The organism is Streptomyces aurantiacus, from assembly GCF_027107535.1.
GTDB lineage: Bacteria > Actinomycetota > Actinomycetes > Streptomycetales > Streptomycetaceae > Streptomyces.
Window position 1 is genome coordinate 2,397,521 of sequence record NZ_CP114283.1, and the last position, 26,896, is coordinate 2,424,416.

Sequence of the window (26,896 nt, forward strand, 5' to 3'; positions counted from 1 at the left end):
GAGTGCTGCGGGTGCCGTGGGTGTCGGGGGACATCAGCGCACGTGTTCCGGAAGCCGAGGGGCCTCGGATGTGCGGCGGACGTGCGTGAGGACGGGTTGATCGGATAGCAAGGGCCTATGGCGGTGTTCGTCGCGCTCGGCGCGTTCCTCATGACGCTGGCAGGCGGCTGGACGGCGCAACGCGTCACCGACCGCCGCCACCTCGTACTCGGCCTGGCCGGCGGCCTGATGCTGGGCGTCGTCGGCCTGGACCTGCTGCCGGAGGCACTCGACGCGGCGGGCGAGGAGGTCTTCGGCGTACCGGCCGCGCTGCTGCTGTTCGTGGCCGGCTTCCTGCTGGCCCACATGGTGGAACGGCTCCTCGCCGTACGTCAGGCCGCGCACGGCGCCGGGGAGCACGACGGCCGCACGCCCCAGGTGGGCCTGACGGCCGCCGCCGCGATGGTCGGCCACAGCGCCATGGACGGGGTGGCGATCGGCGCGGCCTTCCAGGTCGGCGGCAGCATGGGAGCAGCCGTGGCGGTCGCGGTGATCGCCCACGACTTCGCGGACGGCTTCAACACGTACACGATCACGACGCTGTACGGGAACGCCCGCCGCAAGGCGGTCGCGATGCTCTTCGCGGACGCGGCGGCCCCCGTGGCAGGCGCCGCCTCGACGCTGTTCTTCACCATCCCCGAACACCTGCTCGGCGGATATCTCGGGTTCTTCGGCGGCGCGCTCCTCTATCTCGCGGCCGCCGAGATCCTCCCCGAGGCCCACCACGAACACCCGGCCCGCTCCACGCTGCTGTGCACGCTCGCCGGAGTGGGGTTCATCTGGCTGGTCGTGGGCATCGCGGAGTGAGGCACGGCCGTGCGGCCCTCTGACGGACCTCACAGCTTGCCGCCGCGTCCGCCGTGGCGCCGGGCGGGCGCGATGAGTGTGGAGAGGTACGGCAGCGGGGCGCCGTCCAGTTCCGCCGCGCTCCTGATCGACTCCTCGGGCAGTCCCAGCGCGGACCCCCACACGGCGTCCTCGGCCCGGCCGGTCTCCCGCAGTGCCGCGGCCACCTCCTGGGCGAGCCGCCCGAACTTGTAGGCGACGACCGTCCCGGGCCCGTTCAGCGCGTCCTTGAGCACGGCGGCTCCCGCGGTGACGGGCACGAGGGTCAGCGGTTCGGTCCCCTCGGTCAGTACCGCCCCCGACCGGGCGGCGAGGTCCTGCATGGCGGTGATGCCGGGCACGGTCTCGACGAGGGTTCCCGGCACGAGCCGGGCGACGGTCTGCGCGAGGTAGGTGAACGTCGAGTACACGTTCGGATCGCCGATCGTGGCGAAGGCCACGGTGCCGTGCGCCCGCAGCAGTTCGGCCACCCGCTCGCCGGCGGCGTCCCACGCGGCCTCGCGGCGGCCCCGGTCGGACCGCTCGTTGAGCGCGAAGACGACACGTACGACCTTCTCCTGGCCCACGTAGTGCAGCACGGTGGACTCGGCCCGCCCGGGCTCACCGCCGTCCCTGCCGTCGGGCGCGGCCATGACGGGCACGACGACGACGTCCGCCGCCCGGAGGCGGTCGACGCCCTTGACGGTCACGAGCTCGGGATCCCCGGGCCCGACCCCGACCCCGATCAGCCTGCTGTTGCTCATGACCCGACACACCTCTCGACGAACCGGCGGGCGACACCGGGAACGGACGCCCAATGCGTGTGCAGATAACTCGCGTGCACACCCTGCTGTACGAAACCCTCGACCCGCCGTACGGGGGTGCGCAGCCCCCAGGCGGGAGCCGTCCCGGCCCCCGGGTCCATGACGGTCCGGTGGAACTCGTGTCCTCGTATCCGGGTGCCCGCCTGAGCCAGGACGCTGTCGGAGACCGCCACGGCGTCCCGGTATCCGAGCGTGAGCCGCTCGTCCATCCGTGCCTCGGCGTCGACGACACCGCACATCGGCAGGCCGTCGAGTTCACGGGAGAGGTAGAGCAGCCCCGCGCACTCGGCGGCGACCGGTGCCCCGCTCTCGGCGAGCGCGGCCACGGCCTTGCGCAACGGCTCGTTGGCGGACAACTCCGGCGCGTACACCTCGGGGAACCCGCCTCCTATGATCAACCCCCTTGTCCTGTCCGGAAGTTGCTCGTCCCGGAGCGGATCGAAGGTGACGACCTCGGCGCCGGCGGCGGCAAGCAATTCGGCATGCTCGGCATAGGAGAAGGTGAAGGCGGGCCCACCGGCAACAGCCACGACGGGCGCGTGTTCCTTCGGCCCGGCCACGGCCTCGGCCGCGTCCCAGGCGTCCCCCGACAACTCCCCGGCGCCACGTGCCAACGCGAACAGCGCATCCAGATCGCACCCTTCCCGCACCTGCGAGGCCATGGCGGCGACCGCCGCGACCGCCCCCGCCCGCCGCTCGGCGACAGGCACCAACCCGAGGTGCCGAGAAGGCGTGTCCACCTGCGGAGCCCGCCGCAGCACTCCCAGTACGGGCACCCCGGACTGGTCCAGAGCCTCCCGCAGCAACTCCTCGTGCCGGGCGGACCCGACCTTGTTGAGGATCACCCCGCCGATCCGCACCTCGGGATCCCAGGATGCGAAACCGTGTACCAGCGCGGCCACGGACCGCGACTGCGAGGAGGCGTCCACGACCAGCACCACGGGCGCCCGCAGGAGCTTCGCCACGTGAGCGGTGGAGGCCAGCTCCCCTTCCCCCGCGGCCCCGTCGAACAGCCCCATCACGCCCTCGACCACGGCGAGATCACACCCGCGCGCGCCGTGCGCGAACAGCGGCGCGATCAACTCCGCCCCGCACAGATAGGCGTCGAGATTGCGCCCCGCGCGCCCGGTGGCGAGCGCGTGATAGCCGGGATCGATGTAGTCCGGCCCCACCTTGTGCGGGGACACAGTGAGCCCCCGCGCGGCGAACGCGGCCATCAGCCCTGTGGCGACGGTGGTCTTGCCGCTGCCCGAAGAGGGCGCGGCGACGACCAGCCGGGGGACGCGGGACATCACCACTCGATGCCCCTCTGCCCCTTCTGCCCGGCGTCCATCGGGTGCTTGACCTTCGACATGTCGGTCACGAGGTCGGCGACCTCGACGAGCTTCTCGGGAGCGTTGCGCCCGGTGATGACGACGTGCTGGGTGCCCGGCCGGTCCCGCAGCACCGCCACGACCTCGTCGACGTCGACCCAGCCCCAGTGCATGGGATAGGCGAACTCGTCGAGTACGTACAGCTTGTACGTCTCGGCGGCGAGGTCCCTCTTGACCTGCTCCCAGCCCTCGCGGGCCTTCTCCTCGTTGTCCATCTGGGAGTCGCGCTGCACCCACGACCACCCTTCGCCCATCTTGTGCCAGTCGACGGACCCGCCCTCACCGCTGGCGCCGAGGACACGCAGGGCGTTCTCCTCGCCGACCTTCCACTTCGCGGACTTGACGAACTGGAACACCCCGATCGGCCACCCCTGGTTCCAGGCGCGCAGGGCGAGCCCGAAGGCGGCGGTGGACTTCCCCTTGCCGATCCCGGTGTGCACGACGACGAGCGGCCGGTTCCGTCGCTGACGGGTCGTCAGGCCGTCGTCCGGCACGACACTCGGCTGTCCCTGAGGCATTACGCGGCCCTCCTGCTGTTGCCCTGAACGTCCCTGACCAGACCGGCGATCGAGTCGGCCCGCAACTCGTCCAGCGTCACCGCCGTACCGCCGAGCTCACCCGCCAACCGCCCCGCGAGCCCGAGCCGTACGGGCCCCGACTCGCAGTCGACGACGACGGACGCGACCCCGTCGGCGGCGAACAGCCGGGCGGCCCTTCCGGCCAGCGCGACAGGCTCCGGTCCACCGGTGGCCCGCCCGTCGGTCACCACGACCACGAGCGCCCGGCGGGCCGGATCCCGCAGCCGCTCCACCCGCAGCACGTCGTGCGCCCGCAGCAGCCCGGCCGCGACCGGCGTACGGCCACCGGTGGGCAGCGACTCCAGGCGCACCGCGGCCGCGTCCACCGAAGAGGTGGGCGGCAGCGCCACCTCGGCCGCGGACCCCCGGAAGGTCACGAGCCCCACCTTGTCCCGCCGCTGGTAGGCGTCGAGGAGCAGCGACAGCACCGCGCCCTTCACGGCGCTCATCCGCTGCCGGGCCGCCATCGACCCGGACGCGTCCACGACGAACAGCACCAGGTTCCCCTCGCGGCCCTCCCGCGTGGCCTGCCGCAGGTCGTCCCGCCGTACGACGAGACCGGGCCCGGACCGGCCGCGCGCCCGCTGGTGCGGGGCCGCGGCCTGCACGGTCGCCGCCAGATGCAGTTTGGTGAGCGCCCCGCGCGGCCGGCGCGCCCCGGTGGTGCGGCCGTGCTCGGTCCGGGCCCGGGACCGCCGGCCGGCGGCCCCCTCGCCGAGACCGGGCACGCTCAGCACCTTCGTGCGGAAGGGCTCGGCGGCCCGTACGGGGGACTGCTCGCCCGCGCCGGGCGACGGCGCCTGCCCGTTCTCGTTCTCGGAGGGCGTGCCCTGCGCGGGCACCTCACCGGAGCTCTCGCCGCCGTCACCCTCGTCGCCGTCGTCGGGCCCGTGCTGCGGGGGCCGCCCGCCACCGGGCCCGTCCGGATCCGGGTCGTCCTCGTCGGAGCCGTCGGAACTGTCGGAGTCATGGGAGCCGTCGGGGCCGCCGGTGGTGTCGGAGCCCGCCGCGTCGTCCCCGCCGCCGAACTCCTCCAGCGTCTCGTCGAGCCTGTCCTCGTCGAGGCCCGGCGCGTCGAAGGGGTTGCGCCGCCGGCGGTGCGGCAGCGCGAGGAGCGCGGCCTGCCGCACGTCCTCGGCCAGCACGTCGGTGCGTCCGGACCACGCGGCCAGCGCGGTGGCGGTCCTGGCCATCACGATGTCGGCCCGCATGCCGTCCACCTCGAACGCGGCGCAGGTCGCCGCGATCTGCCGGAGCGCGCCGTCGCCGAGCCGCACCGACGGCAGCAGCTCCCGCGCGGCCACGATCCGGGCCCGTACGGCGGACTCCTCGTCGGCCCAGCGCGTCGCGAACCCGTCCGGGTCGTCGTCGTACGCGAGCCGCCGCCGCACCACCTCCACCCGCTGGTCGGGCTCACGCGAGGCCGCGACCTCGACGGTCAGCCCGAACCGGTCGAGCAACTGCGGCCGCAGCTCACCCTCTTCGGGGTTCATCGTGCCGACGAGCAGGAACCGCGCCGCGTGCCGTACGGAGACGCCCTCGCGCTCCACGTACGAGGCACCCATCGCGGCCGCGTCCAGCAGCAGATCGACGAGGTGGTCGTGGAGGAGGTTGACCTCGTCCACGTACAGGAGTCCGCGGTGGGCGTCGGCCAGCAGCCCCGGCTCGAAGGCCTTCACGCCCTCCGCGAGGGCCCGTTCGATGTCGAGGGCGCCGACGAGGCGGTCCTCGGAGGCGCCGACGGGCAGTTCGACCATCCGGGCCGGCCGGGACACCCCCGGCCCCGCCTCGTGGGGGCCGTCCGGGCACGCCGGATCAGGGGCGGCCGGCGCGCAGGAGAAGCGGCAGCCTGCCACGACGTCCACCTGCGGCATGAGCGCCGAGAGGGCGCGCACGGCCGTGGACTTGGCGGTGCCCTTCTCGCCGCGGACGAGCACGCCGCCCACCGCGGGCGACACGGCGTTCAGCAGCAGCGCGAGCCGCAGGTCGTCCTGGCCGACCACGGCCGTGAACGGGAACGGGGTACTCACTGGTCGTCGCCCTCCAAGTCGCCTTCGAGCTCCAGATAGGTGGCCCGCAGCCGTTCCAGCGTGTCCGCGTCGGGCTCGGCCCACAGCCCGCGCTCGGCGGCCTCCAGGAGCCGCTCCGTGATGCCGCGCAGGGCCCACGGGTTGGACTTCTTCATGAAGTCCTGGTTCTCCGCGTCGAAGACGTACTCGGCGCTGAGCTTCTCGTACATCCAGTCGTCCACGACCCCGGCGGTGGCGTCGTACCCGAAGAGGTAGTCGACGGTGGCCGCCATCTCGAAGGCGCCCTTGTAGCCGTGCCGCCGCATCGCCGCCATCCAGCGCGGGTTGACCACCCGGGCGCGGAAGACCCGGTGGGTCTCCTCGCCGAGGGTGCGGGTCTTGACCTGGTCGGGAGTGGCGGAGTCACCGACGTACGCCTCGGGGGAGGTGCCGGTCAGATGCCTGACCATGGCGACCATGCCGCCGTGGTACTGGAAGTAGTCGTCGGCGTCGACGAGGTCGTGCTCGCGGGTGTCGACGTTCTTGGCCGCGACGGCGATCCGCCGGAACGCCGTCTCCATGTCCCCGCGCGCCGCCCGCCCTTCGAGTCCGCGTCCGTACGCGTAGCCGCCCCACACCGCGTACACCTCGGCGAGGTCGGCGTCGGAGCGCCAGTTGCGCGCGTCGATGAGCGGGAGGAGTCCCGCCCCGTACGCGCCCGGCTTCGAGCCGAAGATACGGGCTGTCGCGCGCCGCCGGTCGCCGTGCTCGGCGGTGTCCTCGTCGGCGTGCGCGCGCACGTAGTTGCGGTCGGCGGGCTCGTCCAGATCCGCCACCGCCCGCACCGCGTCGTCGATCAGCCCGACCACGTGCGGGAACGCGTCACGGAAGAAGCCGGAGATACGGACGGTGACGTCGATGCGCGGCCGGCCCAGCTCCTCCAGGCCCACGACCTCGAAGCCGGTGACGCGCCGCGACGCGTCGTCCCACACCGGTCGGCAGCCCAGCAGCGCCAGGATCTCCGCGATGTCGTCGCCCTGCGTGCGCATCGCGGAGGTACCCCAGACCGTCAGGCCGACGGACTTCGGGTAGTCGCCGGTGTCCTGGAGGTACCGCTGCACCAACGAGTCCGCGAGGGACTGCCCCACCTCCCAACTCAGCCTGGACGGAATGGCCTTGGGGTCGACCGAGTAGAAGTTGCGCCCGGTCGGCAGGACGTTCACCAGTCCGCGGGTCGGTGAGCCCGAAGGGCCCGCCGGGACGTAACCGCCGTCCAGCGCCTTGAGGATGTGGTCGATCTCGTCCGTCGTACGGGCCAGCCGCGGCACGACCTCACGGCACGCGAACTCCAACACCGCGACGGCGTCCGGGAGTTCACCGCCCAGCACCTCGCGCACGAGGGCGGGGACGGTACCGGCGTCCCAGGCGCGCTCCTCCATGCCCTCCGCGAACCGGCGGCACAGCTGCTCGAGGAGGTCGATCGCGTCGGCCGCCGACCGCGACGGCCCCTGGACCAGGTCGCTCAGCTCGACCGGCACCTTCAGCGGCGCGCCGGGCTCGGCCAGCAACTCCTTCTCGACCAGCCCGAAGTGCTCGGCGAGACAGGCCCGCAGGCCCGGCAGCGCGTTCGCCGCGCCGCCCCACACCTGTGAGGCCCGCAGCACGGCCAGCACGAGGTTCACGCGCGGCTCGGCCTCCGGGCCGCCGCCGAGAATGTGCAGACCGTCCCTGATCTGCACGTCCTTGATCTCGCACAGATAGCCGTCGATGTGCATGACGAACTCGTCGAAGGCGTCGTCGTCGGGCTGGTCGTCCACATGCAGGTCGTGGTGCAGCTCGGCCGCTTTGACCAGCGTCCAGATCTGGGCCCGCACGGCCGGTGCCTTCGTCGGGTCCAGGTCGGACACGAGCGCGTACTCGTCGAGGAGCTGCTCCAGCTTCGCGAGGTCGCCGTAGGTGTCCGCGCGGGCCATCGGCGGGACGAGGTGGTCGACGACCGTGGCGTGCCCGCGGCGCTTGGCCTGGGTGCCCTCGCCGGGGTCGTTGACGATGAACGGGTAGACGAGCGGGAGTTCACCGAGGACGGCGTCCGGCGCGCAGCCCGCGCCGAGCCCGAGCCCCTTGCCCGGCAGCCATTCCATCGTGCCGTGCTTGCCCATGTGCACGACGGCGTCCGCGCCGAAGCTGTTCTCCAGCCAGCGGTAGGCCGCCATGTAGTGGTGCGAGGGTGGCATGTCCGGGTCGTGGTAGATCGCGATCGGGTTCTCGCCGAAACCGCGCGGCGGCTGGATCATCACGACGACGTTCCCGAACTGCAGGGACGCCAGCACGATGTCGTCGCCGTCCACGTACAGGCCGCCCGGCGGCTCGCCCCACGCCTCCAGCATCCCCTCGCGCAGCCCTGGGTCGAGCTTGTCGAACCACGCCCGGTAGTCCGCGAGCGGCACCCGCGCGGGGGCGGCGGCGAGCTGCTCCTCGGTGAGCCATTCGACGTCGTGGCCACCGGCGTTGATGAGCCGGTGGATCAACTCGTCGCCGTTGTCCGGGTATTCGGTGAGGGCGTACCCGGCGTCCCGCAGCGCGTCGAGGACCCGTACCGCCGACGCGGGGGTGTCGAGCCCGACCGCGTTGCCGACCCGGGAGTGCTTGGTCGGATAGGCCGTGAAGACGAGCGCGAGCTTCTTGTCCGCGTTGGGCTTGTGCTTCAACCGGGCGTGGCGCACGGCGATTCCGGCGACCCGCGCGGCCCGCTCGGGGTCGGCGACGTACACCGGCACCTCGTCCGGGCCCTGTTCCTTGAACGAGAACGGGACCGTGATGAGGCGACCGTCGAACTCCGGGATCGCGACCTGCATCGCCGCGTCCATGGGGGACAGCGCCGCGTCGGACGCCTCCCAGGCCGACCGGGAGGAGGTCAGACAGAGCCCTTGCAGGACGGGGACGTCGAGGTCGGCGAGCGCGCCGATGTCCCAGGCCTCCTCGTCACCGCCCGCGGACGCCTTCGAGGCGTGCGTGCCGCCTGCGGCGAGGACCGTGGCGACCAGCGTGTCGGCCTTGCCGAGCATCTCGTACAGCTCCGCGTCGGCGCCGCGCAGCGAACCGCAGTACACGGCAAGCGCGTTGGCGCCCCGGGCCTCGATCGCGTCGCACAGCGTGTCCACGAAGGCCGTGTTGCCGCTCAGGTGGTGGGCCCGGTAGAAGAGCACGCCCACGGTCGGACGGCCCTCGACGTGCGTGCGCCCGCCGTGGACTCCGTACTCGGGCATCTTCCGCGGCTCCTCGAAGCCCTCGCCCGTCAACAGCACGGTGTCGGAGAGGAAGCGGGCCAGCTCGGCCAGGTTGTCCGGGCCGCCCTCGACGAGATAGCGCAGTGCCTCCGCGACGACACCCGCGGGCACGGACGACTCGGCCATCAGCTCCGCGTCGGGCACGCTCTCGCCGCCGAGCAGCACGGTCGGGACGCCGGACGCCCTGAGAGCGGCGAGCCCGTCCTCCCAGGCACGCTTGCCGCCCAGCAGCCGTACGACGGCGATGTCCGCGCCCTCGACCAGCGCGGGAAGCTCCTCCGCGACGTCCACGCGGGTCGGATTGCCGATCCGGTACGCGGCGCCGGAGGCACGCGCCGCCAGCAGATCCGTGTCGGCGGTCGACAACAACAACACTGTGCTCATGCGGGCGCTCCCGGTGGAATGAAGGGCAGTCCTGAAGGCGCGCCGGACTCGATGAGCCGCCACAGCGCGTCCGTGTCCGCGTGTTCCTCGATCAGATCGCCGAGCCGGTCCAGCTGCTCCTCGCGCAGCCTTGCGAACGACGTGTCGGCGGCCGGTACGAAGCGGCGCCCCGCGGCGGCGGCCACCTCCCGCAGGAAGGCACGGCGGAAACCGTCCGACTCCAGCGAGCCGTGCCAGTGCGTGCCCCAGACCTCGCCGACCCGGCAGCCGTCCAAGAAGGGTTCGCCACCGGTCACTTCGGCGACCCCGTGATGGATCTCGTACCCCTCGACGGGTTCGCCGAGGGCCTCGCCGACGGGACGGGCGAGGGTCTTCTCCCTCGCGAACCGCACGCGTACGGGGAGGAGTCCGAGCCCGTCCACCCGGCCGGCGCGCGACTCGACCTCGTCCTCGATGTGTTCGCCGAGGATCTGGAAGCCACCGCAGACACCGAGGACGGGTCGGCCCTGCGCGGCCCGTGTGGAGATGGCGTCCGCGAGACCGCGCTCCCGCAGCCACTCCAGGGCTTTGACCGTGCCCCGGGTGCCGGGTACGACGACCAGGTCGGCGTCCACCAGTTCCTCGGCCCGGTCCACGAACCGCACGACGACGCCCGGTTCGGCGGCGAGGGCGTCCAGGTCCGTGAAGTTGGACATCAGGGGGATCGCGCAGACGGCCACCCGGAGAATGTCCTCGCCGACCGGGGAGGAGACCTCGGACTCCCGGACCGAGCCCCGCAGGGAGACCCTCAGTCCGTCCTCCTCGTCGATACCGAGCCCGTGCCGGAAGGGCAGGACGCCGTACGCGCGCCGCCCGGTGAGCCCGTGCAGCATGTCGAGGCCGGGTTCGAGCAGCGAGACGTCCCCGCGGAACTTGTTGACGAGGAACCCGGCGACGAGCTCCTGGTCCTCGCGCGACAGCAGGGCCACCGTGCCGAAGAAGGAGGCGAAGACCCCTCCGCGGTCGATGTCGCCGACGACGAGCACGGGCAGCCGCGCGTTGCGTGCGATCCCCATGTTCACGATGTCCGTCCGCCGCAGGTTGATCTCGGCGGGACTGCCCGCCCCCTCACAGATCACCGCGTCATACGTGCCCCGCAACTCGGCCAGACAGTCCAGCACGGTCCCGAGCAACGCCTCCTGGCGCCCGCCGTGGTAGCCGCGCGCAGTCATCTCGCCCACGGGCTTGCCCATGAGGACGACCTGGCTGCTGCGGTCACTGCCCGGCTTGAGCAGCACGGGGTTCATCAGCGCGGTGGGCTCCACGCGGGCGGCCTGCGCCTGCATGGCCTGCGCCCGGCCGATCTCCGCGCCCTCCCGCGTGACGAACGAGTTCAGCGACATGTTCTGCGCCTTGAACGGCGCGACCTTCACGCCCTGCCGCACCAGCCACCGGCAGATCCCGGCGGTCACGACGCTCTTGCCCGCGTCGGACGTGGTGCCGGCGACGAGGAGTCCCCCGCTCATGTCGTACGCCCCTTCGTGAGAAGCCCCTTGGCGAGCAGCCGCCCCGCGACGCTCGCACCCAGCGCGAGCAGGCTCACGCGTCGCGAGAGCCGGACGGCCCGCTCGATGTCCGCGACCCGTACGGCCCGCCCGGGACCGTTGAGCACGGGCCGGTGTTCGACCCGCCCCTCGTACGAGAGTGTTCCGCCGAGCCGCACCCCCAACGCCCCCGCGAACGAGGCCTCGACGGGGCCGGCGTTGGGACTCGGATGCCGGCCGGCGTCCGCCCGCCAGGCGCGGACCGCTCCCCGCGGGTCGCCTCCGGCGACGGTCGCGAGGGCGGCCGTCAGCCGGGCTCCCGGCCATCCCGCCACGTCGTCGAGCCGCGCGGAGGCCCACCCGTAACGGCGGTGGCGGGCCGATCTGTGTCCGACCATGGCGTCCAGCGTGTTGACGGCCCGGAACCCGACCAGACCGGGCACGCCCGCCACGGCGCCCCACACCAGGGCGCCCACCACCGCGTCGGAGGTGTTCTCGGCGACCGACTCGACCACGGCACGGGCGATCCCGTCGGCGTCCAGCGCCTGCGGATCACGCCCGCACAGGTGCGGCAGCCGCTCGCGGGCCACGTCGACGTCCCCGGCGTCGAGCGCCCCGGCGACCGCGCGGGCCTCCCGGCCTAGTGAAGTCCCCCCGACGACGGCCCAGGTGGTGGCGGCGGTCAGTGCGACGGAGGCGGCACGGGAGGTACGTACGGAACGGTCGGCGGCCACGGCGAGGGCCACGGCGCCGCCCGCGCACACGGCGGTGTGCAGCGCACCCCACCCGCGGTGGTCACGCCACAGGACGCGCTCCACGGCGCCCGCGGCCCGGCCGAACGCGGCGACCGGATGCCCCCGGCGTGGATCGCCGAGCAGCAGGTCACCGAGGAGGCCGGCGGCGGCGCCGTACGCGAAGACGCGGTCGGCACGCATCGGTTCAGCCCGCCGTCACGCTAGGCGGAACCCTCGTACTGGGCACACTGGTCCACAACAGGCAGCCGCGCATGGCGATATGTCCTCACTCAGGGTGTCCACGCCCTGGTTCGACGAGACCGACGGCGAGAGTTCCTGGCTCCCGGGGGATGGATTCCCCGGTAACAGTGGCGGGACCGCGCCGGATTCGCACCGGCTTCCTCTTCTGCCGTCGTACATGGCTCCGGCAGTCCACCACGGCCCGAGAACACCCGTCAACTTGCTGTTGACCTGCGAAGGGAGAGTGTGCTGAGCCCCACACGCGGACGCGGGACGGCCCCGCCGACCAGGGGGTCGACGGGGCCGTCTCGTACGGAACGGACGTGCTGCGGGGTCAGGCGACGATCAGATAGATCCCGTACGACACGGCTGCCGTGCAGGCCGCGAAGCAGGCGTACGCGCCGGTGACCGCGAGGGTCGCGGAGTTGCCCTGGGCGGAGGCCGACTCCCGCTTGGAGAGGCCGACGATGCCGAGGGTGAAGAGGCCCACGAGGGCGACGGTGACGATGAGGCTGGTTCCGAACACGGAACCGAGGGCTGCCCAGTCGATCTTCATGCTGTCTCTTCCTTGGGGCTCAGACCACGGCCGACGGCGTGGACGGTGCCGACGGGCTCGCGGGCGTCTCGGCCGGAGCCGGGATGGTGGCTGTGAGGTCCTCGACCGTGCTGCCGAGCGGAGGCGGGGTGACGGCGGCGATGGCCGTGGTGACCACGCCGGAAGGGTCGTCGGTGTCGTTCACGTTGGTGTGGTCGACCACCTGGCGCCGGGAGACCAGCCAGATCGCGCCGCTGGAGGCGACCAGGAAGAGGGCGACGAGGCCCGTGCCCCAGTTCCCGAAGGAGGTCACGTACTCGGCGAGGGCGGCCACCAGGGCCGCGGCCGGCAGGGTCAGGCCCCAGGCGACGAACATCCGGGTGGCGGTGGACCAGCGGACCACCCCGCCCTTGCGGCCGAGGCCCGCGCCCATCACGGCACCGGAGACGGAGTGCGTGGTGGAGAGGGAGAAGCCGATGTGCGAGGAGGCCAGGATGACCGTGGCCGCACTGGTCTGGGCGGCGAAGCCCTGCTGGGGCTGGAGGTCGGTCAGGCCCTTGCCCATCGTGCGGATGATGCGCCAGCCGCCCAGGTAGGTACCGAGCGCGATGGCCACACCCGCGGAGAGGATGACCCAGACCGGCGGGTCGGAATCGGGAGCGAGGGCGCCACCGGCCACCAGGGCCAGGGTGATGATGCCCATGGTCTTCTGCGCGTCGTTGGTGCCGTGGGCGAGGGAGACGAGGCCCGCGGAGGCGATCTGGCCGGCGCGGTAGCCCTTCGCCGACGACTTCTCGCCCGTGTGCTTGCCGAGCCTGTACGTCAGCCGGGTCGCCAGGAGCGCGGCGAGACCCGCCACGATCGGAGCGGCGATGGCGGGGATCAGGACCTTGGTGACGAGCACGTCGCCGTGGACGGCGCCCATTCCGGCCGAGGCGACCGTGGCGCCGATGAGACCGCCCATGAGGGCGTGAGAGGAGCTGGACGGCAGTCCGACGAGCCAGGTCAGCAGATTCCAGAGGATCGCGCCGACGAGCGCAGCGAAGATCACCTCTGGCTGGATACCGGATTCGTCGACGAGGCCCTTGGAGATCGTGTTGGCGACCTCCACGGAGAGGAACGCACCGACGAGGTTCAGCACGGCGGAGATGGCCACCGCCGTCTTGGGCTTGAGAGCGCCGGTCGAGATGGTCGTCGCCATCGCGTTGGCAGTGTCGTGGAAACCGTTCGTGAAATCGAACACGAGAGCGGTGACGATCACGATTCCGAGGAGGAGCGTGATGTGTTCCATTTACCCAGGCTTCTGTTGGACGACAGTGGCATGGGGAACGTAGGCAACCTGGATGAACGGAAGATGAACTGAGTCCGGCGATGGGGTGACCCGATAGAGGTGCCGCCGTTCCGCTTGTGTCGGACCGGCGGCCAAGACCCTCGAACAGAGGCGGAACGGAGGGGTCCGCTACCCCCTTGCGAATCTCTTCAGCTGGGACGGTGACCCGTTGAAGAGATTCTGGTCACCCGGCAGGCTGCCGCTGTTGTCGTACTGCCAGAACGTCCAGAATTCCCAGCCCGCCGGCAGCGGCCCCGCGGACGCGCTGTAGCGGGCCAGCCACAGCGGATGGTCGGCGAAGGCGGGGCTGTCGCCCGTGCACGTCTTCCACCAGTCGCGGTTGGTGTAGATGACCGGCCGGCGGCCGGTCTGCCGCTTCACCTCGTCGCTGAAGGCCTTGATCCAGCCGACCATTCTGCCCTTGCTCAGGCCGTAGCACTTCTTCTCGCCGTACGGGTTGTACTCGATGTCCAGCGCGGGCGGCAGTGTCCAGCCGTCCGCCCGCCAGTCGCCCCCGTTGCGCAGGAAGTAGGCGGCCTGGGCCGTTCCCGACGACCTGTGCGGCAGTGCGAAGTGGTAGGCGCCGCGGACGATGCCCGCCTCGCGGGCGCCGTTGTACTGCCCGTCGAAGTACGGGTTGCGGTACGTGGTGGACTCGGTCGCCTTCACGTAGACGAACGCGGCGCCCTTGCTCTTCGCCGCCGGCCAGTTCACGTTCTTCTGGTGCGAGGACACGTCGTGTCCCCTGGGTCGGTCGGCGGCCGAGGCCGGCACCTCGGCGAGAGCCGTACCGCCGAGTGCCACCGTCGCCACGGAGGCCGCGACGAGGCGGGCGCGGTGACGGGACGGTTGGTGATCACGAGCCATGTTTCCCCCGGAATGGCAGCACACACGAAAAATCTCCCAGAGAGTACTGGAAGATCACGGAAAGTCAGCCGTCCGACGGCCATGGACACTTGACGACCTGTTCGTTCCTGTTCGCGGTACTTCTGTCGCGCGTTTCCGCCCGACCGCGCCCTCGTCCGCACGGACTCCGGGCGGGCTGCTGGCAGGATCGCGGCATGGCTGAGCGGCGGCGGGACACGGAAGACGGACGGGGCGCGCAAGAGGCGGGCGCGCCCGGAGTGGGGGAGGAGCTGGCCCGCGCGTGGGACGAGCTCGTGGCGACGGCCCGCCGGACGGTGGCCGAGGGCCTGGTCGTCGGCACGTCGGGCAACGTGTCGGTGCGGGTGGGCGACACCGTCCTGGTCACGCCGACCGGGGTCCCGTACGACCGGCTGACACCCGAGGATGTCTGCGGGGTCTCCCTCGACGGCCGGCATGTGCTCGGTCCGCTCGTTCCGACCAGCGAGACGCCCATGCACCTCGCCGTCTACCGAGCCACCGGCGCGCGCGCCGTCGTCCACACCCACGCCGTGCACGCGACGGCCGTGTCGACCCTCGTCGGCGAGCTGCCCCTCGTCCACTACATGGCCGCCGACCTCGGCGGGCCCGTCCGCGTGGCCCCCTACGCGACCTACGGCACGGAGAAGCTGGCCGAGAACATGCTCGGGGCCCTGCGCGACCGCACCGCCTGCCTCCTCCAGAACCACGGCACCCTCGCCCACGGGGCCACCCTCTCCCAGGCCTACGACCGCACCGCGCAGCTCGAATGGATGTGCCGCGTGTGGCTCACCGCGTCGTCCGTCCCCGGCCTCACCCCCACCCTGCTGACCGAGGCCCAGGTGGCGGAAGCGGGGGAACGACTGAAGGGGTACGGGCAGCCGCAGCCCTGAGCGGCCGCGCCGGACCGCGCCACGGGCCGGCCGAGGGGCCGGGTTCGCGGCTCCCCGGGAGCGGTGCCGGGCTCTCGGCGGCGACCAGGGGTCCAGGGTTCCAAGGGCGGCACGGGCCTCTCGGGCTCCGGCGCCGAGACGGCGCAGGGGAGCCGGGGCAACGGCTGCGCAGGGACGGCGGCGGCTCGCAGGGGGCGCCACCGGCCTCCGGTCCTCGCAGCGCCGCGGCGGTGCCGAAGATGCGCCGAGACAGCGCCGCGGCGGTGCCGAGACAGCACCGAGGGGAAGGGCTCTCGGCTGCGCAGGCCCGGTACGGCCTCCCGGGCTCCGCGCTGCCGGGAACCTGGCACCCGGCTGCACCGGGCGGTGCCGGGCTCGCGGGCAGCGCAGAGACGGCACCGGGCCCTCGCGGTCCGCAGGTACGGCGCCGGGGTTCTCCTTCCCGCCGTGCGGCGCCGACCGGGGCGGTGCGACAGCGCGGCGTACCTTCACGGCGGTGCCGGACTCACCCCTGCCGCCCTGTCCACTGGCCGACACCGGGCTCGGTCAGGAGACTGGACCCGTGCGCACCGTGAAGCCGACGACCGCAGCCCTGTCCACCGCCGTCACCGTGGCCATAGCAGGCGCGGCCACCGTCGCGGCCGGCCGCTTTGCCAGCGACGCCGCCCTGAAGGCGCCGCCGGGCAGACCGCTGCCCACCGAACCCCGGCTCACCGTGCACGCCACGGCCGCGGGCCGGATCGCCCTGACCCGCGCCCTCGCCTCCCAGCGCCCCGGCGTCTACGGTCTCAGCGGCGACGGCAGTCACGCGGTCGTCGGCCCGCTCCTGACCGGCGCCCCGCACACCGCCGACACGGTGGTACGCCGCCTGGAGCGCGTCACCCACGGCACGCTGGAACCCGGCGACAAGGTCTGGTTCACCCCCGGCCTGCACATCGGCGACCCGGGCGCAGCCCTTGGCCTCGACCACGCCGACGTGGACGTCCCCGGCGAACTGGGCCCGCTGCCCGCCTGGTTCGTGCCGGCCGCCCGCGACACCTGGGTGATCACCGTGCACGGCCTCGGCACCACCCGCGAACACCCCATGAACGTCATGGAGTTCCTGCACCGCCAGCACTTCCCCGTCCTCGACCTCGCCTACCGCGGGGACCTAGGCGCGCCCCGCCCCCGGGACGGCCTCAGCCACCTCGGCGAGACGGAGTGGCGCGACCTGGACGCGGCCATCCGCTTCGCCGTGCGGTACGGCGCCGAACGGGTCGTCCTGTACGGCTGGTCCACCGGCGCCACCATGGCCCTGCGCGCCGCCACGCACTCCCCGCTCCGCGACCGGATCCGCGGCCTCGTGCTGGACTCACCCGTCCTCAGCTGGGAGACCACGCTGCGCGCCCTCGCCACGGCGCGCCGCACCCCCGGCGCCCTGCTGCCCCTGGCCGTCCGTGCCGCCCAGGGCCGCACGGGCCTGCACGGCGACCGCGTCGAGGACGCCGCCGCCCCCGGACGGCTCAAGGTGCCGGCTCTCGTCCTGCACGGCCCCGACGACACCGTCGCTCCCTGGGGGCCCTCGCGCCGTCTCGCGGCCAGCCGCCCCGACCTCGTCACCCTGCGCACGGTCCACGGCGCACCGCACGGAGCCATGTGGAACGCCGACCCGACCGGCTACGAAGAGGCCCTCCGCCGCTTCCTCACCCCACTGATGTAACCGCCTCCCGCCCCGGTGCCGGAGCTTCCGTTTAACCATGTACCAGCAGGTCGCGCACACCCCGGGGGCGCCCGCCGGAACCGGTGCGCGGACCGCCCCCACGGCCCCGCGCGGCATTCCGTTTGGGTTTTCGGACCGTCAACCGGAAGACTGCCCCCGTGACGTCCCGTATCCCGCGCGACTCCAGGCTCCGACTCGTCCGCCCGCGAACCCTGGCCGCCGCCCCCCGAGCGATGACCCAGCGGCCCGCCCGCCGACCCGCGCCCCGCCCGCCGGAGGGCACACCGGCACCGGCGGAACTCGCGCGTATGGCGCGCGCCGTGCTCGCCGGCGCGGCCCGGGTCGCCCGCTGGGCCGACGCCACCCTGAGCTCCGGCCGGCACCGCGACGCCACCGCCTCCGGCGGCACTGACGACGACGGTTCGCAGGGCAAGGGCACGCTCTCCGACGCCACCGCCCAACGGGCCGCCACGGACCTGTCCCTGACCCCGGACCAGGTCCGCGCGGACTGGGACATCGCCCGGCTGGCGGGCCTCGTCGAGGTGCACGGGGGCACCGCACGCCCCGGCTGGCGGCTGCGTGCCTGGAACCGCGACGACAGCGCCGTACTGCGCGGCTGGGTCGCCTTCTTCGACGCCTGGTCGATCGCCCACCCCGGCCCCGACGGACGCGAACCCGCCGCCGTCGCCGAGGTCGTCTCGGCGATGCCGCAGGTCCTCTCCTTCCTCCAGCTGTCCGCCGGCCCCGTCCCCGTCCCGCAGCTCCTCGACCTGCTGGAGCAGCGCGTCACCGAACTGCGCACCGAGCGCTGCGAGATCCCCTACGGACCGCAGCCCGAGCCCGTGGAGCGCCCGGCCGAGGACACCCCCCTCGCGCCCCTGCTCGACTGGGCCCTGCACGCCCTCGCGGCCGTCGGCGCCCTCACCTGCGCCGACGGCCAGGCCACGCTCACCCCGCTCGGCAGCTGGGCCGTCTGGGTCAAGCTGGAGCAGATCTGCGTGGCCGCCCAGAGCCCCGCCGGGAACATCGAGCAGGGCGCCGAGGACATGCTCCGCGGCTGCGCCCAGCTGCGGCCCAACGCGGCCCGCGCCGAGTACCGAGCCTGGCTCGCCGCCCGTCCCGTGGGCAGCGCCGTCACCGAACTGCTCGGCGCCGCGCGCGGCGAGGACGCCCTCCTGCGCGGGCTGGCCTTCGAGGCGCTGCGCGTGGTCGGCGCCCCCGCCGAGCCGGACGTCCGCTCCGTGGCGGACGAGAGCTACCTGCGCCCGTACGCCCTGCTGTGGCTCGCCGAGCACGACGGGCACGACCCCGAGGACGCCCACCTGGTGCTCACCCGCGAGGAGGCCACCTGGCTGTGGGTCGACACGGCCGCTGCCGTCGCCGACCACGGCGAGGCCCCGCTCCTCGTACGGCACCTGGAGTCCGCGGTGCAGCCGACCGTCCCCGCGCTCCTCGACGAGGTACGCGCGGTCGGCCACCCCCGCACCGTCCAGGTCCTGGTCGCGCTCGCCGCCGCCCATCCCGATCCGGCCCTCGCCAAGGCCGTACGCCGTGCCGCCTTCCAGGTCCACACCGGCGGCAACTAGGCCGCCGGACAGGGCGGTTGGACGGACGAACGGCTGATCGTCAGCCGGTCAGCCGGTTCCGCTGGCCGGCTGACCGACGGGCCGACTCCGGGGTCGGCCGGACAGGGGCCGACCGGTCAGACCCGGGTCTCCGGGGCGTACGTGCCGAAGCTCCAGATGTTGCCCTCGATGTCCCGGGCCATGTAGTCCCGCGACCCGTAGTCCTGGTCCGTCGGGGGCATCAGGATCTCCGCCGCGTGGTCGACGGCCCGCTGGTGGTGTGCGTCCACGTCGTCCACGACGACGTACACCCCGGTGGGCCCCGCGCTCTTCATGGCCTCGTCGAAGCGGCTGCCCGTGCCCTTGGAGCCCAGCATCACCGCGCCGTTGCCCTGCACCAGCTCGGCGTGCACCACCTTGCCGTCCTCGTCCTCGTACACCGAGGCCTCGGTGAAGCCCAGGGCCTCGGTGAGCTGCTTGATCGCGGACTTGGCGTCCGCGTACAGCAACGTCGGATAGATGCTCGGGCGCCCGCCGTCCGTGCCTGCCATACCGATCACTCCCTCTGGTCCCGCTGTTCCGCCCCGCTGCCGGAACATCGCCTGAATGTGACCTGCCCCACAGTCTCGCACCCGGCACCGACAACGCCCTGCCGGGCAATGAGCGTCACAGTCCCGAACACCCGCACGCAGGAAAAGTGGTTGCATCGCCCCGTTAGACTTGGCCCATGGCCATTCTCCTCGCGCATTAGACGGCGTGAACGACCACAGCCGCCCGCCCCGTCACCAACCCTGCCCAGGAGTCTGTCCGTGATTTCCGCTTCCGGTATCGAGCTGCGTGCCGGTGCCCGCGTCCTCATCGAGTCCGCCACCTTCCGTATCACCAAGGGCGACCGCATCGGTCTGGTCGGCCGCAACGGAGCGGGAAAGACCACGCTCACCAAGGTCCTCGCAGGCGAGGGCACCCCGGCCGGGGGCGCCGTCACCCGCTCCGGCGAGGTCGGCTACCTCCCGCAGGACCCGCGCACCGGCGACCTCGACATGCTGGCCCGCGACCGGGTCCTCTCCGCGCGCGGCCTGGACACCCTGATCCGCAAGATGCGCGAGAACGAACAGCGCATCGCGAACGGCTCCGGCGCCACCCGCGAGAAGGCGATGCGGCAGTACGAGCGCCAGGAGACCGAGTTCCTCACCAAGGGCGGGTACTCCGCCGAGGCCGAGGCCGCCACCATCGCCGCCGCGCTCAACCTGCCCGACCGGGTGCTCGGCCAGCCCCTCCACACGCTCTCCGGCGGTCAGCGCCGCCGTATCGAGCTGGCCCGCATCCTGTTCTCGGACGCGGACACCCTGCTCCTCGACGAGCCGACGAACCACCTCGACGCCGACTCGATCGTCTGGCTGCGCGACTACCTGAAGACGTACCGCGGCGGCTTCATCGTGATCTCCCACGACGTCGACCTGGTCGAGACGGTCGTCAACAAGGTGTTCTACCTGGACGCCAACCGCGCCCAGATCGACGTCTACAACATGGGCTGGAAGCTGTACCAGCAGCAGCGCGAGGCCGACGAGAAGCGCCGCAAGCGCGAGCGGCAGAACGCCGAGAAGAAGGCCTCCGCCCTCCACTCGCAGGCCGACAAGATGCGCGCCAAGGCCACCAAGACCGTCGCCGCGCAGAACATGGCCAAGCGCGCGGACAAGCTCCTCGCCGGTCTGGAGGCCGAGCGGAAGTCCGACAAGGTCGCCAAGCTGCGCTTCCCCGAGCCGTCCCCGTGCGGCAAGACCCCGCTGATGGCCGAGGGCCTGTCCAAGTCGTACGGCTCGCTGGAGATCTTCACCGACGTCGACCTGGCCATCGACAAGGGCTCCCGCGTCGTCATCCTCGGCCTGAACGGCGCCGGCAAGACGACCCTGCTCCGCCTCCTCGGCGGCGCCGAGAAGCCCGACACCGGCGAGGTCATCGAGGGCCACGGCCTCAAGCTCGGCTACTACGCGCAGGAGCACGAGACGCTCGACCCCGAGCGCACGGTCCTGGAGAACATGCGCTCGGCCGCCCCCGACCTGGACCTCGTCGAGGTCCGCAAGACGCTCGGCTCGTTCCTCTTCTCCGGCGACGACGTCGACAAGCCGGCCGGTGTCCTGTCCGGCGGCGAGAAGACCCGCCTCGCGCTCGCCACCCTCGTGGTCTCGTCGGCGAACGTCCTGCTCCTCGACGAGCCGACGAACAACCTCGACCCGGCCAGCCGCGAGGAGATCCTCGGCGCCCTGCGCACCTACAAGGGCGCGGTCGTCCTCGTCACCCACGACGAGGGAGCCGTCGAGGCGCTCCAGCCCGAGCGGATCATCCTGCTGCCCGACGGCGTCGAGGACCTGTGGGGCGCCGACTACCTGGACCTGGTGGCCCTCGCCTGAGCGGCCGGACCGGCGGCCGGTCCACACGCGGCCCCCGTGCGGTTCCGCGTGCAGTCCGGGCGCTTGATCGAATCACTGATCCACTTCGTATGGATCATTCGGCCGATCCGTGATCCATCATCTGTGTGAGATCTCCTCGTACCGAGGTGTGTCCTACATCGATTTCGCGGCCGGGCTCCTCCTTCCCGAGGGTCCGGCCGTCGCGCGTCGCTGACCTGGACATTCACGGCCGACCTCGTTCGGCCGTACGGACAAGGACGGATGGAATCCCTGATTCCGCTCGTGGTGACGGGCTTCCGCGGCACAAAGCTTGTCCTACTGACCTTGCCGAATGGGTGGCCAGGAAGCTCTTGAGGGGTGATCATGAGAAGTCCAGAGCGCACTTCCTTGAGGAGGCACGGGTGGCCGAGACTCTGAAGAAGGGCAGCCGGGTAACCGGCGCCGCGCGCGACAAGCTCGCGGCAGACCTGAAGAAGAAGTACGACTCCGGTGCGAGTATCCGGGCGCTGGCCGAAGAGACCGGCCGCTCGTATGGCTTCGTGCACCGGATGCTCAGTGAGTCGGGCGTCACGCTGCGTGGGCGTGGTGGAGCGACGCGGGGCAAGAAGGCCGCGTCGGCCTGACGCCGGGCGGCGCCTCGTTCTCCGATGGTGACCACCCGGTCGGTCGATCGACCGCCCGGGTGGTTACTGTGCAGTCACTTAAGGGTGTGCTTCCACGGCACCCGCTCTGACCGCACCCATCGGAGGCGCCCCATGGCTTCGTTCGACCCGCTGCTCGACAAGGACGGCGTACGGCTCACCGTCGACGAGGCGATCGCCACGGTGACGCTGACCAACCCGGCCAAGCGCAACGCGCAGAGCCCCGCTCTGTGGCGGGCGCTGGCCGAGGCGGGTCGGCTGCTGCCGGGCACCGTCCGTGTCGTCGTGCTGCGCGCCGAAGGCAAGTCCTTCTCCGCGGGGCTCGACCGGCAGGCGTTCACGCCCGAGGGGTTCGAGGGCGAACCGTCCTTCATCGATCTCGCGAGGGGAACCGACGCCGAGCTCGACGCGGCCATCGCCGGATACCAGGAGGGTTTCACCTGGTGGCGACGGAGCGACATCGTGTCCATCGCCGCCGTGCAGGGACACGCCATCGGGGCGGGCTTCCAGCTCGCGCTCGCGTGTGACCTGCGCGTCGTCGCGGACGACGTGCAGTTCGCCATGCGCGAGACCGGCCTAGGCCTCGTCCCGGACCTCACGGGCACGCATCCGCTGGTGGGACTCGTCGGCTACGCCCGGGCGCTGGAGATCTGCGCCACGGGCCGGTTCGTGCTGGCCGACGAGGCCCAGCGGACCGGGCTCGCGAACATCGCCGTACCGGCCGGCCAGCTCGACGACACGGTGGGTGAACTGACCGCCGCGCTGCTCGCCACGCCCCGTGACGCCCTCATCGAGACGAAGACCCTGCTGCAGGGTGCGGTGAGCCGTACGTACGAGGAGCAGCGGACCGCCGAGCGTGCCGCCCAGGGGCGGCGACTGCGGGACCTCGCCGGGGTGGGCGACTGAGTCCGTCCCGAGCGGGCGCAGGTGCGGGGCCGGACGCCCACGACGGAGCCGCATGACGTTCCTGGCCCCGAGCGCCTAGGAGCCCGGGCTCACCGCGGTCACCAGAACAGCCACCGATGGGTGATCGGGAAGCGCCTCCGTGACCTTCGCGCGGACGGCCCGGGCCACGTCCAGTGCCCGCCCGGCCGTCCCGACCCTGATCTCCACGAGGACGTGCCGACGGGGGAGGGCCGTGTCGGCGTGGCGCTCTTCGACGCGGGCCTTGCGGGTCAGGGCGGTCACGCCCGGCACGGACAGGGCCGCGGCGCTCACGCGTGCCTCGTCCGTGCCGGGCGAGGGGCGCGGTTCGTCGGGGTGTACGTCGTCGGCGTCGGGCTCGGCGGGCAGCGGAGGGCCCGCGCCTTCCTCCAGCAGACCCGTCACCCGTAGGTCCACCTCCGTGACCGACAGACCCAGTCCGTCCGTCGCCGTCGAGGCGAGGGCCGCGCGCAGGCGGGACGCGGTCGTGGGGAGAGGCTCGTCCGGGGTGAGCGGCGCCGCGAACTCCGCGGTGATGCGCAGGGGGCCCGGTGGCAGCGCGCTCGGCGGCGGGGGCACGGCGGGTTCGGACGCGCCGTCCGGGTCGGCCAGGGACAGCCGCAGCGCGTCGAGACGTACGCCCGGCACATGACGCACCGCGCGGCGCAGCACGGAAGTGGCCGCCGCCTCCGTGATCCACGCGCCGTCGCGAGCGCCGCCCAGCGGCAGCAGCCTGCCGAGGCCGATCTGGTGCCGTACCGCCTGGGTCCATCGGTCCGCCGTCATTACTCCAGCCTGCCGTATCCCCGGCGCGCGACGCGGCAACCCGACTTAGTGTGGGCGAAGAGGCCTACCGAAGGGATGCACGGCGATGAGCGACATGACGCAGCGGAACCGGCCGGAGAGCCCCGAGGCCGAGCAGACGGACCCGCAGCAGACGAGGAAGACCGGGATGACCAAGCGCGGGGGTGGTGACCCGGCCGCCCGGGGGCGTACCACCATCGCCGACGGCGTCGTCGAGAAGATCGCCGGGCTCGCCGCCCGTGACGTCCTCGGCGTGCACGCCATGGGCAGCGGGATCTCGCGGACCTTCGGCGCCGTACGCGACCGGGTGCCGGGCAGCGGCGCCAAGTCCGCCACCCGTGGAGTCAAGGCCGAGGTCGGTGAACTGCAGACCGCGCTCGACCTGGAGATCGTCGTCGACTACGGCGTGTCCATCGCGGACGTCGCCCGCGACGTACGGGAGAACGTCATCGCGGCCGTCGAGCGGATGACGGGCCTGGAGGTCGTCGAGGTCAACATCGCGGTCAGCGATGTCAAGCTGCCGGACGAAGAGGACGAGGAACCGGAGTCCCGGCTCCAGTGACGCCGCACCGGCGACCCGCCGGTGCCTGTTGAGTGACCTGCTGAGGAGCGCACCATGAGCATGGCCGTGATCGGCATGATCGCCGGAATGGCGCTGGGCTTCGCCGGGTACTTCGGCGGGTTCGGTGCCTTCCTCCTGGTGGCGGCGCTGGGAGCCACCGGCTTCGTCGTGGGCCGCTTCCTGGAAGGGGACCTCGATCCCGGTGACTTCTTCCGTTCCCGCGGCACCCGCGACGACCGCCGGCGGTGACAGGCGTGCCCGGTGAGTCCGCCACGGCCGCGGAGACCGGTGAGGCAGCAGGGTCCCGGGCGCTCGTCCGGCCCGGCGGTCCGAGCCACGCCGTCGCGCCGGGCGAGCGCGGTGCCACCCGGATCGCCGACCGGGTCGTCGCGAAGATCGCCGCACAGGCGGCGCGCGAGGCGCTCGACGCGCCGCCCCCCGACGCCGCGCCCCCGCACGCCACGGTCGTCGTCCACCACGGCCTCGCCCGTGTCCGGGTCACCGTGGAACTCGGCTACCCCGGCGACATCGGCGCCCGGTGCGGTGCCGTGCGTCGCCAAGTCGCCCAGCGGGTAGAGGCGTTGGCGGGAATGAAAGTACCCGAGGTCGCCGTCCAGGTGGAGCGGCTGCATTCCGCACAGACGCGCGGCGCGGTACAGGGGAGGACGCAATGAGCGAGCTCCACGGATCCGGAGACACCCGACACCTGCCCGTCATTGAGAAGACGACCGAGGCCGAACCCGGCCGGTCCGCCTCCGCGGCGGACCCCGCACCCCCGCCGACCCTCGGGGACACGTCCGACGGGAGCGGCCGGTTCTGGTCCGCCCGCCGAGTCCCCGCGGGCGTCCTCGCGCTGCTGGTCCTGGCCGCCGCGGGCCTCCTGCTGTACGACGTCGCCGCCGTCCGTGCCGACCGGCCCGCCATGCACTGGCGCAGGTCCCTGGCCGACGAGCTGGCCGAGCGGCCCCTCGACGACACCTGGATGCTCGTCGGCGCCGGTGTCGCGACGGTTCTGGGCCTGTGGCTGATCGTCCTCGCCGCGACCCCCGGACTGCGCGGCGTCCTGCCGATGCGGCGCGCCCACACCGACGTACGGGCCGGACTGCACCGGGACGCCGCCGCCATGGTGCTGCGCGACCGGGCCATGGAAGTGTCCGGCGTGCAATCCGTCAAGGTCCGTATGCGACGTACGAAGGTCGACGTCCGCGCGGTCTCCCACTTCCGTGAACTCGACGAGGTACGCGCCGACCTGGACGCCGCGCTCACCGACGGCGTCGGCCGGCTCGGCCTCGCCCGGCGGCCCGCGCTGTCGGTGCGTGTCGCACGGTCGGACAGGAAGGGGTGAAGCGGTGCTGAGGATCGCGAACCGGGTCCTGCTGGGCCTCGCGGGCCTGCTCCTGGTGGTGCTCGGCGGCTCCGTGCTGGCCATCGGCCTCGGCGTGGACCCGCCCTCGTGGTGGATCCACGACGGGCGGCACGACGTGCTGCTGAGCGACGCCGACCGGACGCGCTGGCGGGACGACGGCTGGTGGTGGCCGACCGTCATCGCGGTGCTGGCCGTGGCCGTGCTGCTCGCCCTGTGGTGGCTCGTCGCGGTGCTGCGGCGGCGCCGGCTCACCGAGGTGCTCGTCGACACCGGCGACGGCGAGGGCGCGCTGCTGAGAGGGCGGGCCCTGGAGGGCGTACTGGGCGGTGAGGCGGGCGCCTTGGACGGGGTGCGGGGCGCGCGGGTGTCGCTCACCGGGCGGCGCGGCGGCCCCGGGGCGCGGGTGCGGCTGCTGCTGGAGCCGCACGCCGACCCCGAGGACACCCTGTACCGGCTGACGACGGAGGCACTCGCCCACGCGAGGGACTCGGCCGGCCTCACGTCCCTCCCGACGGAGGTCCGCCTGCACGGCGCCAGACACGCCGCGGAAAGGGTCACCTGAGCCGCGCCCCTGGGACACGGCTGAGGGGCGCGGGGAACTGCGCGACCGGCCCCCACGGCCCGCGGGCGAAGGACGACCGTCAGGAACGGGACGGCCGTACGGGTCTTGAACCCAAGCGATCCGCGGGTTCACAGCCCGTACGGCCCACGGGTTCAGAACCCGTGCCGGGCCCCACCGTCGACCGGCACCATGATCCCCGTCAGATAGGACGCCGCGGGCGACAGGAGAAACGCGGCCGTTCGGCCGAACTCCTCCGGCCTCCCGTACCGGCGGAGCGGAATCCGCGCCTCGTTGGCAGCCCGGGCGGCCTCCGGATCGGCCGAGTACCCGTCCAGCTCCCGCACGCGGTCCGTGTCGATCCGGGCCGGCAGCACACCGACCACCCGGATGCCGCGCGGGCCGAGCTCGTCGGAGAGGGACTTGGCGAAGCCCGCGAGCCCGGGACGCAGACCGTTGGAGATCGTCAGACCGGGAATCGGCTCGTGCACCGAGCCGGAGAGCACGAAGCCGATGACCCCGCCCTCGCCCAGCTCGGCGGCGGCCGCACGCGCCAGCCGGACCGCGCCGAGGAAGACCGACTCGAACGCCGACTGCCACTGCTCGTCCGTGTTGTCGGCGACGAAACCGGGCGGCGGGCCGCCGACGCTGACCAGGATGCCGTCGAAGCCGCCGAAGCGCTCCCGGGCGGCCGCGATCAGGCTCTGGGGGGCCGCGGGGTCGGCGTTGTGCACGGCCACGCCGTGCGCGTTCGGGCCGAGCGCCGCGGCCGCCTCGCCCACCGTCTTCTCGTCGCGCCCGGTGATGACCACCTTCGCGCCGTCGCCGACGAGTTCACGGGCGCAGGCGTGGCCCAGGCCGCGCGTTGCTCCGGTGACGACGTAGACGCGGTCCTTCAGTCCAAGATCCATG

General features: G+C 72.7%; 25 protein-coding genes and 1 riboswitch. Of the genes, 12 read left to right on the top strand and 13 right to left on the bottom strand.

Annotated features, from left to right (window positions below; genetic code table 11):
* Positions 1 to 117: 117 nt before the first annotated feature.
* The gene (locus tag O1Q96_RS12305; RefSeq protein WP_269248207.1) at positions 118 to 846 is read left to right on the top strand and encodes a ZIP family metal transporter; all 729 of its coding nucleotides are present in this window, start codon (positions 118 to 120) and stop codon (positions 844 to 846) included.
* 29 nt (positions 847 to 875) lie between these two features.
* Here the strand turns inward: O1Q96_RS12305 and cobI are convergent, their stop codons facing one another.
* The 10 genes from cobI to O1Q96_RS12355 form a co-directional block, all read right to left on the bottom strand.
* Positions 876 to 1,628: a precorrin-2 C(20)-methyltransferase gene (cobI, locus tag O1Q96_RS12310; RefSeq protein ID WP_269248208.1), complete on the bottom strand. Its 753-nt coding sequence runs from the start codon at positions 1,626 to 1,628 to the stop codon at positions 876 to 878.
* Positions 1,625 to 2,980, bottom strand: a complete 1,356-nt coding sequence (locus O1Q96_RS12315) for a cobyrinic acid a,c-diamide synthase CobB (RefSeq protein WP_269248209.1) — start codon at positions 2,978 to 2,980, stop codon at positions 1,625 to 1,627. The genes cobI and O1Q96_RS12315 overlap by 4 nt, the downstream gene beginning before the upstream one ends.
* The gene (cobO, locus tag O1Q96_RS12320) at positions 2,980 to 3,579 is read right to left on the bottom strand and encodes a cob(I)yrinic acid a,c-diamide adenosyltransferase (protein WP_217454325.1); all 600 of its coding nucleotides are present in this window, start codon (positions 3,577 to 3,579) and stop codon (positions 2,980 to 2,982) included. The genes O1Q96_RS12315 and cobO overlap by 1 nt, the downstream gene beginning before the upstream one ends.
* Positions 3,579 to 5,669 (bottom strand): putative cobaltochelatase, encoded by a 2,091-nt coding sequence (locus tag O1Q96_RS12325; RefSeq protein WP_269248210.1) that lies wholly within the window; start codon positions 5,667 to 5,669, stop codon positions 3,579 to 3,581. The genes cobO and O1Q96_RS12325 overlap by 1 nt, the downstream gene beginning before the upstream one ends.
* Positions 5,666 to 9,319 carry a cobaltochelatase subunit CobN gene (cobN, locus tag O1Q96_RS12330; RefSeq protein ID WP_269248211.1) on the bottom strand — a complete coding sequence of 1,218 codons (3,654 nt, stop codon included), beginning with the start codon at positions 9,317 to 9,319 and terminating at the stop codon, positions 5,666 to 5,668. Before cobN ends, O1Q96_RS12325 begins: the two co-directional genes overlap by 4 nt.
* The gene (locus O1Q96_RS12335; RefSeq protein WP_269248212.1) at positions 9,316 to 10,824 is read right to left on the bottom strand and encodes a cobyric acid synthase; all 1,509 of its coding nucleotides are present in this window, start codon (positions 10,822 to 10,824) and stop codon (positions 9,316 to 9,318) included. The genes cobN and O1Q96_RS12335 overlap by 4 nt, the downstream gene beginning before the upstream one ends.
* Positions 10,821 to 11,777 carry a cobalamin biosynthesis protein gene (locus O1Q96_RS12340; protein ID WP_269248213.1) on the bottom strand — a complete coding sequence of 319 codons (957 nt, stop codon included), beginning with the start codon at positions 11,775 to 11,777 and terminating at the stop codon, positions 10,821 to 10,823. The genes O1Q96_RS12335 and O1Q96_RS12340 overlap by 4 nt, the downstream gene beginning before the upstream one ends.
* Before the next feature lie 110 nt (positions 11,778 to 11,887).
* A riboswitch (cobalamin riboswitch) is annotated at positions 11,888 to 12,028 on the bottom strand.
* A 122-nt stretch (positions 12,029 to 12,150) separates the two neighbouring features.
* Entirely contained in the window at positions 12,151 to 12,372 is a 222-nt protein-coding gene (locus tag O1Q96_RS12345) for a hypothetical protein (RefSeq protein ID WP_269248214.1), read from the bottom strand.
* A gap of 19 nt (positions 12,373 to 12,391) precedes the next feature.
* Positions 12,392 to 13,642 carry an inorganic phosphate transporter gene (locus O1Q96_RS12350; RefSeq protein ID WP_269248215.1) on the bottom strand — a complete coding sequence of 417 codons (1,251 nt, stop codon included), beginning with the start codon at positions 13,640 to 13,642 and terminating at the stop codon, positions 12,392 to 12,394.
* Between the two features lie 168 nt (positions 13,643 to 13,810).
* The gene (locus O1Q96_RS12355) at positions 13,811 to 14,548 is read right to left on the bottom strand and encodes a lysozyme (protein ID WP_269248216.1); all 738 of its coding nucleotides are present in this window, start codon (positions 14,546 to 14,548) and stop codon (positions 13,811 to 13,813) included.
* 194 nt (positions 14,549 to 14,742) lie between these two features.
* Here O1Q96_RS12355 and O1Q96_RS12360 point away from each other — a divergent pair, with 194 nt between their 5' ends.
* The 3 genes from O1Q96_RS12360 (at position 14,743) to O1Q96_RS12370 (ending at position 18,741) form a co-directional block, all read left to right on the top strand.
* The gene (locus tag O1Q96_RS12360; RefSeq protein WP_269248217.1) at positions 14,743 to 15,456 is read left to right on the top strand and encodes a class II aldolase/adducin family protein; all 714 of its coding nucleotides are present in this window, start codon (positions 14,743 to 14,745) and stop codon (positions 15,454 to 15,456) included.
* A 562-nt stretch (positions 15,457 to 16,018) separates the two neighbouring features.
* Positions 16,019 to 17,155 (top strand): alpha/beta hydrolase family protein, encoded by a 1,137-nt coding sequence (locus O1Q96_RS12365; RefSeq protein WP_269248218.1) that lies wholly within the window; start codon positions 16,019 to 16,021, stop codon positions 17,153 to 17,155.
* A gap of 158 nt (positions 17,156 to 17,313) precedes the next feature.
* A complete protein-coding gene (locus O1Q96_RS12370) occupies positions 17,314 to 18,741 on the top strand; it encodes a hypothetical protein (protein WP_269248219.1) in 1,428 nt (475 codons plus the stop codon).
* Positions 18,742 to 18,857: 116 nt separating this feature from the next.
* Here the strand turns inward: O1Q96_RS12370 and O1Q96_RS12375 are convergent, their stop codons facing one another.
* Positions 18,858 to 19,271 (bottom strand): VOC family protein, encoded by a 414-nt coding sequence (locus O1Q96_RS12375; protein WP_217454336.1) that lies wholly within the window; start codon positions 19,269 to 19,271, stop codon positions 18,858 to 18,860.
* A 258-nt stretch (positions 19,272 to 19,529) separates the two neighbouring features.
* On the opposite strand from O1Q96_RS12375, the gene O1Q96_RS12380 reads away from it, so the two are divergent.
* The 3 genes from O1Q96_RS12380 (at position 19,530) to O1Q96_RS12390 (ending at position 22,675) form a co-directional block, all read left to right on the top strand.
* Complete coding sequence (locus tag O1Q96_RS12380) at positions 19,530 to 21,128, top strand: ABC-F family ATP-binding cassette domain-containing protein (RefSeq protein ID WP_269248220.1); 1,599 nt, start codon at positions 19,530 to 19,532, stop codon at positions 21,126 to 21,128.
* A 401-nt stretch (positions 21,129 to 21,529) separates the two neighbouring features.
* The gene (locus O1Q96_RS12385; protein ID WP_006123601.1) at positions 21,530 to 21,751 is read left to right on the top strand and encodes a helix-turn-helix domain-containing protein; all 222 of its coding nucleotides are present in this window, start codon (positions 21,530 to 21,532) and stop codon (positions 21,749 to 21,751) included.
* Between the two features lie 132 nt (positions 21,752 to 21,883).
* Positions 21,884 to 22,675: an enoyl-CoA hydratase/isomerase family protein gene (locus tag O1Q96_RS12390; RefSeq protein WP_269248221.1), complete on the top strand. Its 792-nt coding sequence runs from the start codon at positions 21,884 to 21,886 to the stop codon at positions 22,673 to 22,675.
* A 75-nt stretch (positions 22,676 to 22,750) separates the two neighbouring features.
* On the opposite strand, the gene O1Q96_RS12395 is transcribed toward O1Q96_RS12390, so the two are convergent.
* Positions 22,751 to 23,479: a nucleopolyhedrovirus P10 family protein gene (locus O1Q96_RS12395; protein ID WP_269248222.1), complete on the bottom strand. Its 729-nt coding sequence runs from the start codon at positions 23,477 to 23,479 to the stop codon at positions 22,751 to 22,753.
* Between the two features lie 85 nt (positions 23,480 to 23,564).
* On the opposite strand from O1Q96_RS12395, the gene O1Q96_RS12400 reads away from it, so the two are divergent.
* The 5 genes from O1Q96_RS12400 to amaP all read left to right on the top strand — a co-directional run bounded on the left by O1Q96_RS12400 (position 23,565) and on the right by amaP (position 25,987).
* Positions 23,565 to 24,059 (top strand): Asp23/Gls24 family envelope stress response protein, encoded by a 495-nt coding sequence (locus O1Q96_RS12400; RefSeq protein ID WP_269248223.1) that lies wholly within the window; start codon positions 23,565 to 23,567, stop codon positions 24,057 to 24,059.
* Between the two features lie 54 nt (positions 24,060 to 24,113).
* The gene (locus O1Q96_RS12405) at positions 24,114 to 24,308 is read left to right on the top strand and encodes a hypothetical protein (protein WP_269248224.1); all 195 of its coding nucleotides are present in this window, start codon (positions 24,114 to 24,116) and stop codon (positions 24,306 to 24,308) included.
* Between the two features lie 122 nt (positions 24,309 to 24,430).
* Positions 24,431 to 24,733: a hypothetical protein gene (locus tag O1Q96_RS12410; RefSeq protein WP_269253578.1), complete on the top strand. Its 303-nt coding sequence runs from the start codon at positions 24,431 to 24,433 to the stop codon at positions 24,731 to 24,733.
* Positions 24,730 to 25,404 (top strand): DUF6286 domain-containing protein, encoded by a 675-nt coding sequence (locus O1Q96_RS12415; RefSeq protein WP_269248225.1) that lies wholly within the window; start codon positions 24,730 to 24,732, stop codon positions 25,402 to 25,404. Before O1Q96_RS12410 ends, O1Q96_RS12415 begins: the two co-directional genes overlap by 4 nt.
* A 4-nt stretch (positions 25,405 to 25,408) precedes the next feature.
* On the top strand, positions 25,409 to 25,987 hold the full coding sequence (gene amaP / locus O1Q96_RS12420; RefSeq protein WP_269248226.1) for an alkaline shock response membrane anchor protein AmaP: 579 nt from the start codon (positions 25,409 to 25,411) through the stop codon (positions 25,985 to 25,987).
* A gap of 152 nt (positions 25,988 to 26,139) precedes the next feature.
* On the opposite strand, the gene O1Q96_RS12425 is transcribed toward amaP, so the two are convergent.
* A complete protein-coding gene (locus O1Q96_RS12425; RefSeq protein ID WP_269248227.1) occupies positions 26,140 to 26,895 on the bottom strand; it encodes an SDR family oxidoreductase in 756 nt (251 codons plus the stop codon).
* Between the last annotated feature and the right edge of the window lies 1 nt (position 26,896).

What these genes read in the sequence shown, in the direction of transcription:
- O1Q96_RS12305 (WP_269248207.1), top strand. Translation starts at nt 118, where the DNA reads ATGGCGGTGTTCGTCGCGCTCGGCGCGTTCCTCATGACGCTGGCAGGC.
- cobI (WP_269248208.1), bottom strand. Translation starts at nt 1,628, where the DNA reads ATGAGCAACAGCAGGCTGATCGGGGTCGGGGTCGGGCCCGGGGATCCC.
- O1Q96_RS12315 (WP_269248209.1), bottom strand. Translation starts at nt 2,980, where the DNA reads ATGTCCCGCGTCCCCCGGCTGGTCGTCGCCGCGCCCTCTTCGGGCAGC.
- cobO (WP_217454325.1), bottom strand. Translation starts at nt 3,579, where the DNA reads ATGCCTCAGGGACAGCCGAGTGTCGTGCCGGACGACGGCCTGACGACC.
- cobN (WP_269248211.1), bottom strand. Translation starts at nt 9,319, where the DNA reads ATGAGCACAGTGTTGTTGTTGTCGACCGCCGACACGGATCTGCTGGCG.
- O1Q96_RS12335 (WP_269248212.1), bottom strand. Translation starts at nt 10,824, where the DNA reads ATGAGCGGGGGACTCCTCGTCGCCGGCACCACGTCCGACGCGGGCAAG.
- O1Q96_RS12340 (WP_269248213.1), bottom strand. Translation starts at nt 11,777, where the DNA reads ATGCGTGCCGACCGCGTCTTCGCGTACGGCGCCGCCGCCGGCCTCCTC.
- O1Q96_RS12345 (WP_269248214.1), bottom strand. Translation starts at nt 12,372, where the DNA reads ATGAAGATCGACTGGGCAGCCCTCGGTTCCGTGTTCGGAACCAGCCTC.
- O1Q96_RS12350 (WP_269248215.1), bottom strand. Translation starts at nt 13,642, where the DNA reads ATGGAACACATCACGCTCCTCCTCGGAATCGTGATCGTCACCGCTCTC.
- O1Q96_RS12355 (WP_269248216.1), bottom strand. Translation starts at nt 14,548, where the DNA reads ATGGCTCGTGATCACCAACCGTCCCGTCACCGCGCCCGCCTCGTCGCG.
- O1Q96_RS12360 (WP_269248217.1), top strand. Translation starts at nt 14,743, where the DNA reads ATGGCTGAGCGGCGGCGGGACACGGAAGACGGACGGGGCGCGCAAGAG.
- O1Q96_RS12375 (WP_217454336.1), bottom strand. Translation starts at nt 19,271, where the DNA reads ATGGCAGGCACGGACGGCGGGCGCCCGAGCATCTATCCGACGTTGCTG.
- O1Q96_RS12390 (WP_269248221.1), top strand. Translation starts at nt 21,884, where the DNA reads ATGGCTTCGTTCGACCCGCTGCTCGACAAGGACGGCGTACGGCTCACC.
- O1Q96_RS12395 (WP_269248222.1), bottom strand. Translation starts at nt 23,479, where the DNA reads ATGACGGCGGACCGATGGACCCAGGCGGTACGGCACCAGATCGGCCTC.
- O1Q96_RS12400 (WP_269248223.1), top strand. Translation starts at nt 23,565, where the DNA reads ATGAGCGACATGACGCAGCGGAACCGGCCGGAGAGCCCCGAGGCCGAG.
- O1Q96_RS12405 (WP_269248224.1), top strand. Translation starts at nt 24,114, where the DNA reads ATGAGCATGGCCGTGATCGGCATGATCGCCGGAATGGCGCTGGGCTTC.
- O1Q96_RS12415 (WP_269248225.1), top strand. Translation starts at nt 24,730, where the DNA reads ATGAGCGAGCTCCACGGATCCGGAGACACCCGACACCTGCCCGTCATT.
- O1Q96_RS12425 (WP_269248227.1), bottom strand. Translation starts at nt 26,895, where the DNA reads ATGGATCTTGGACTGAAGGACCGCGTCTACGTCGTCACCGGAGCAACG.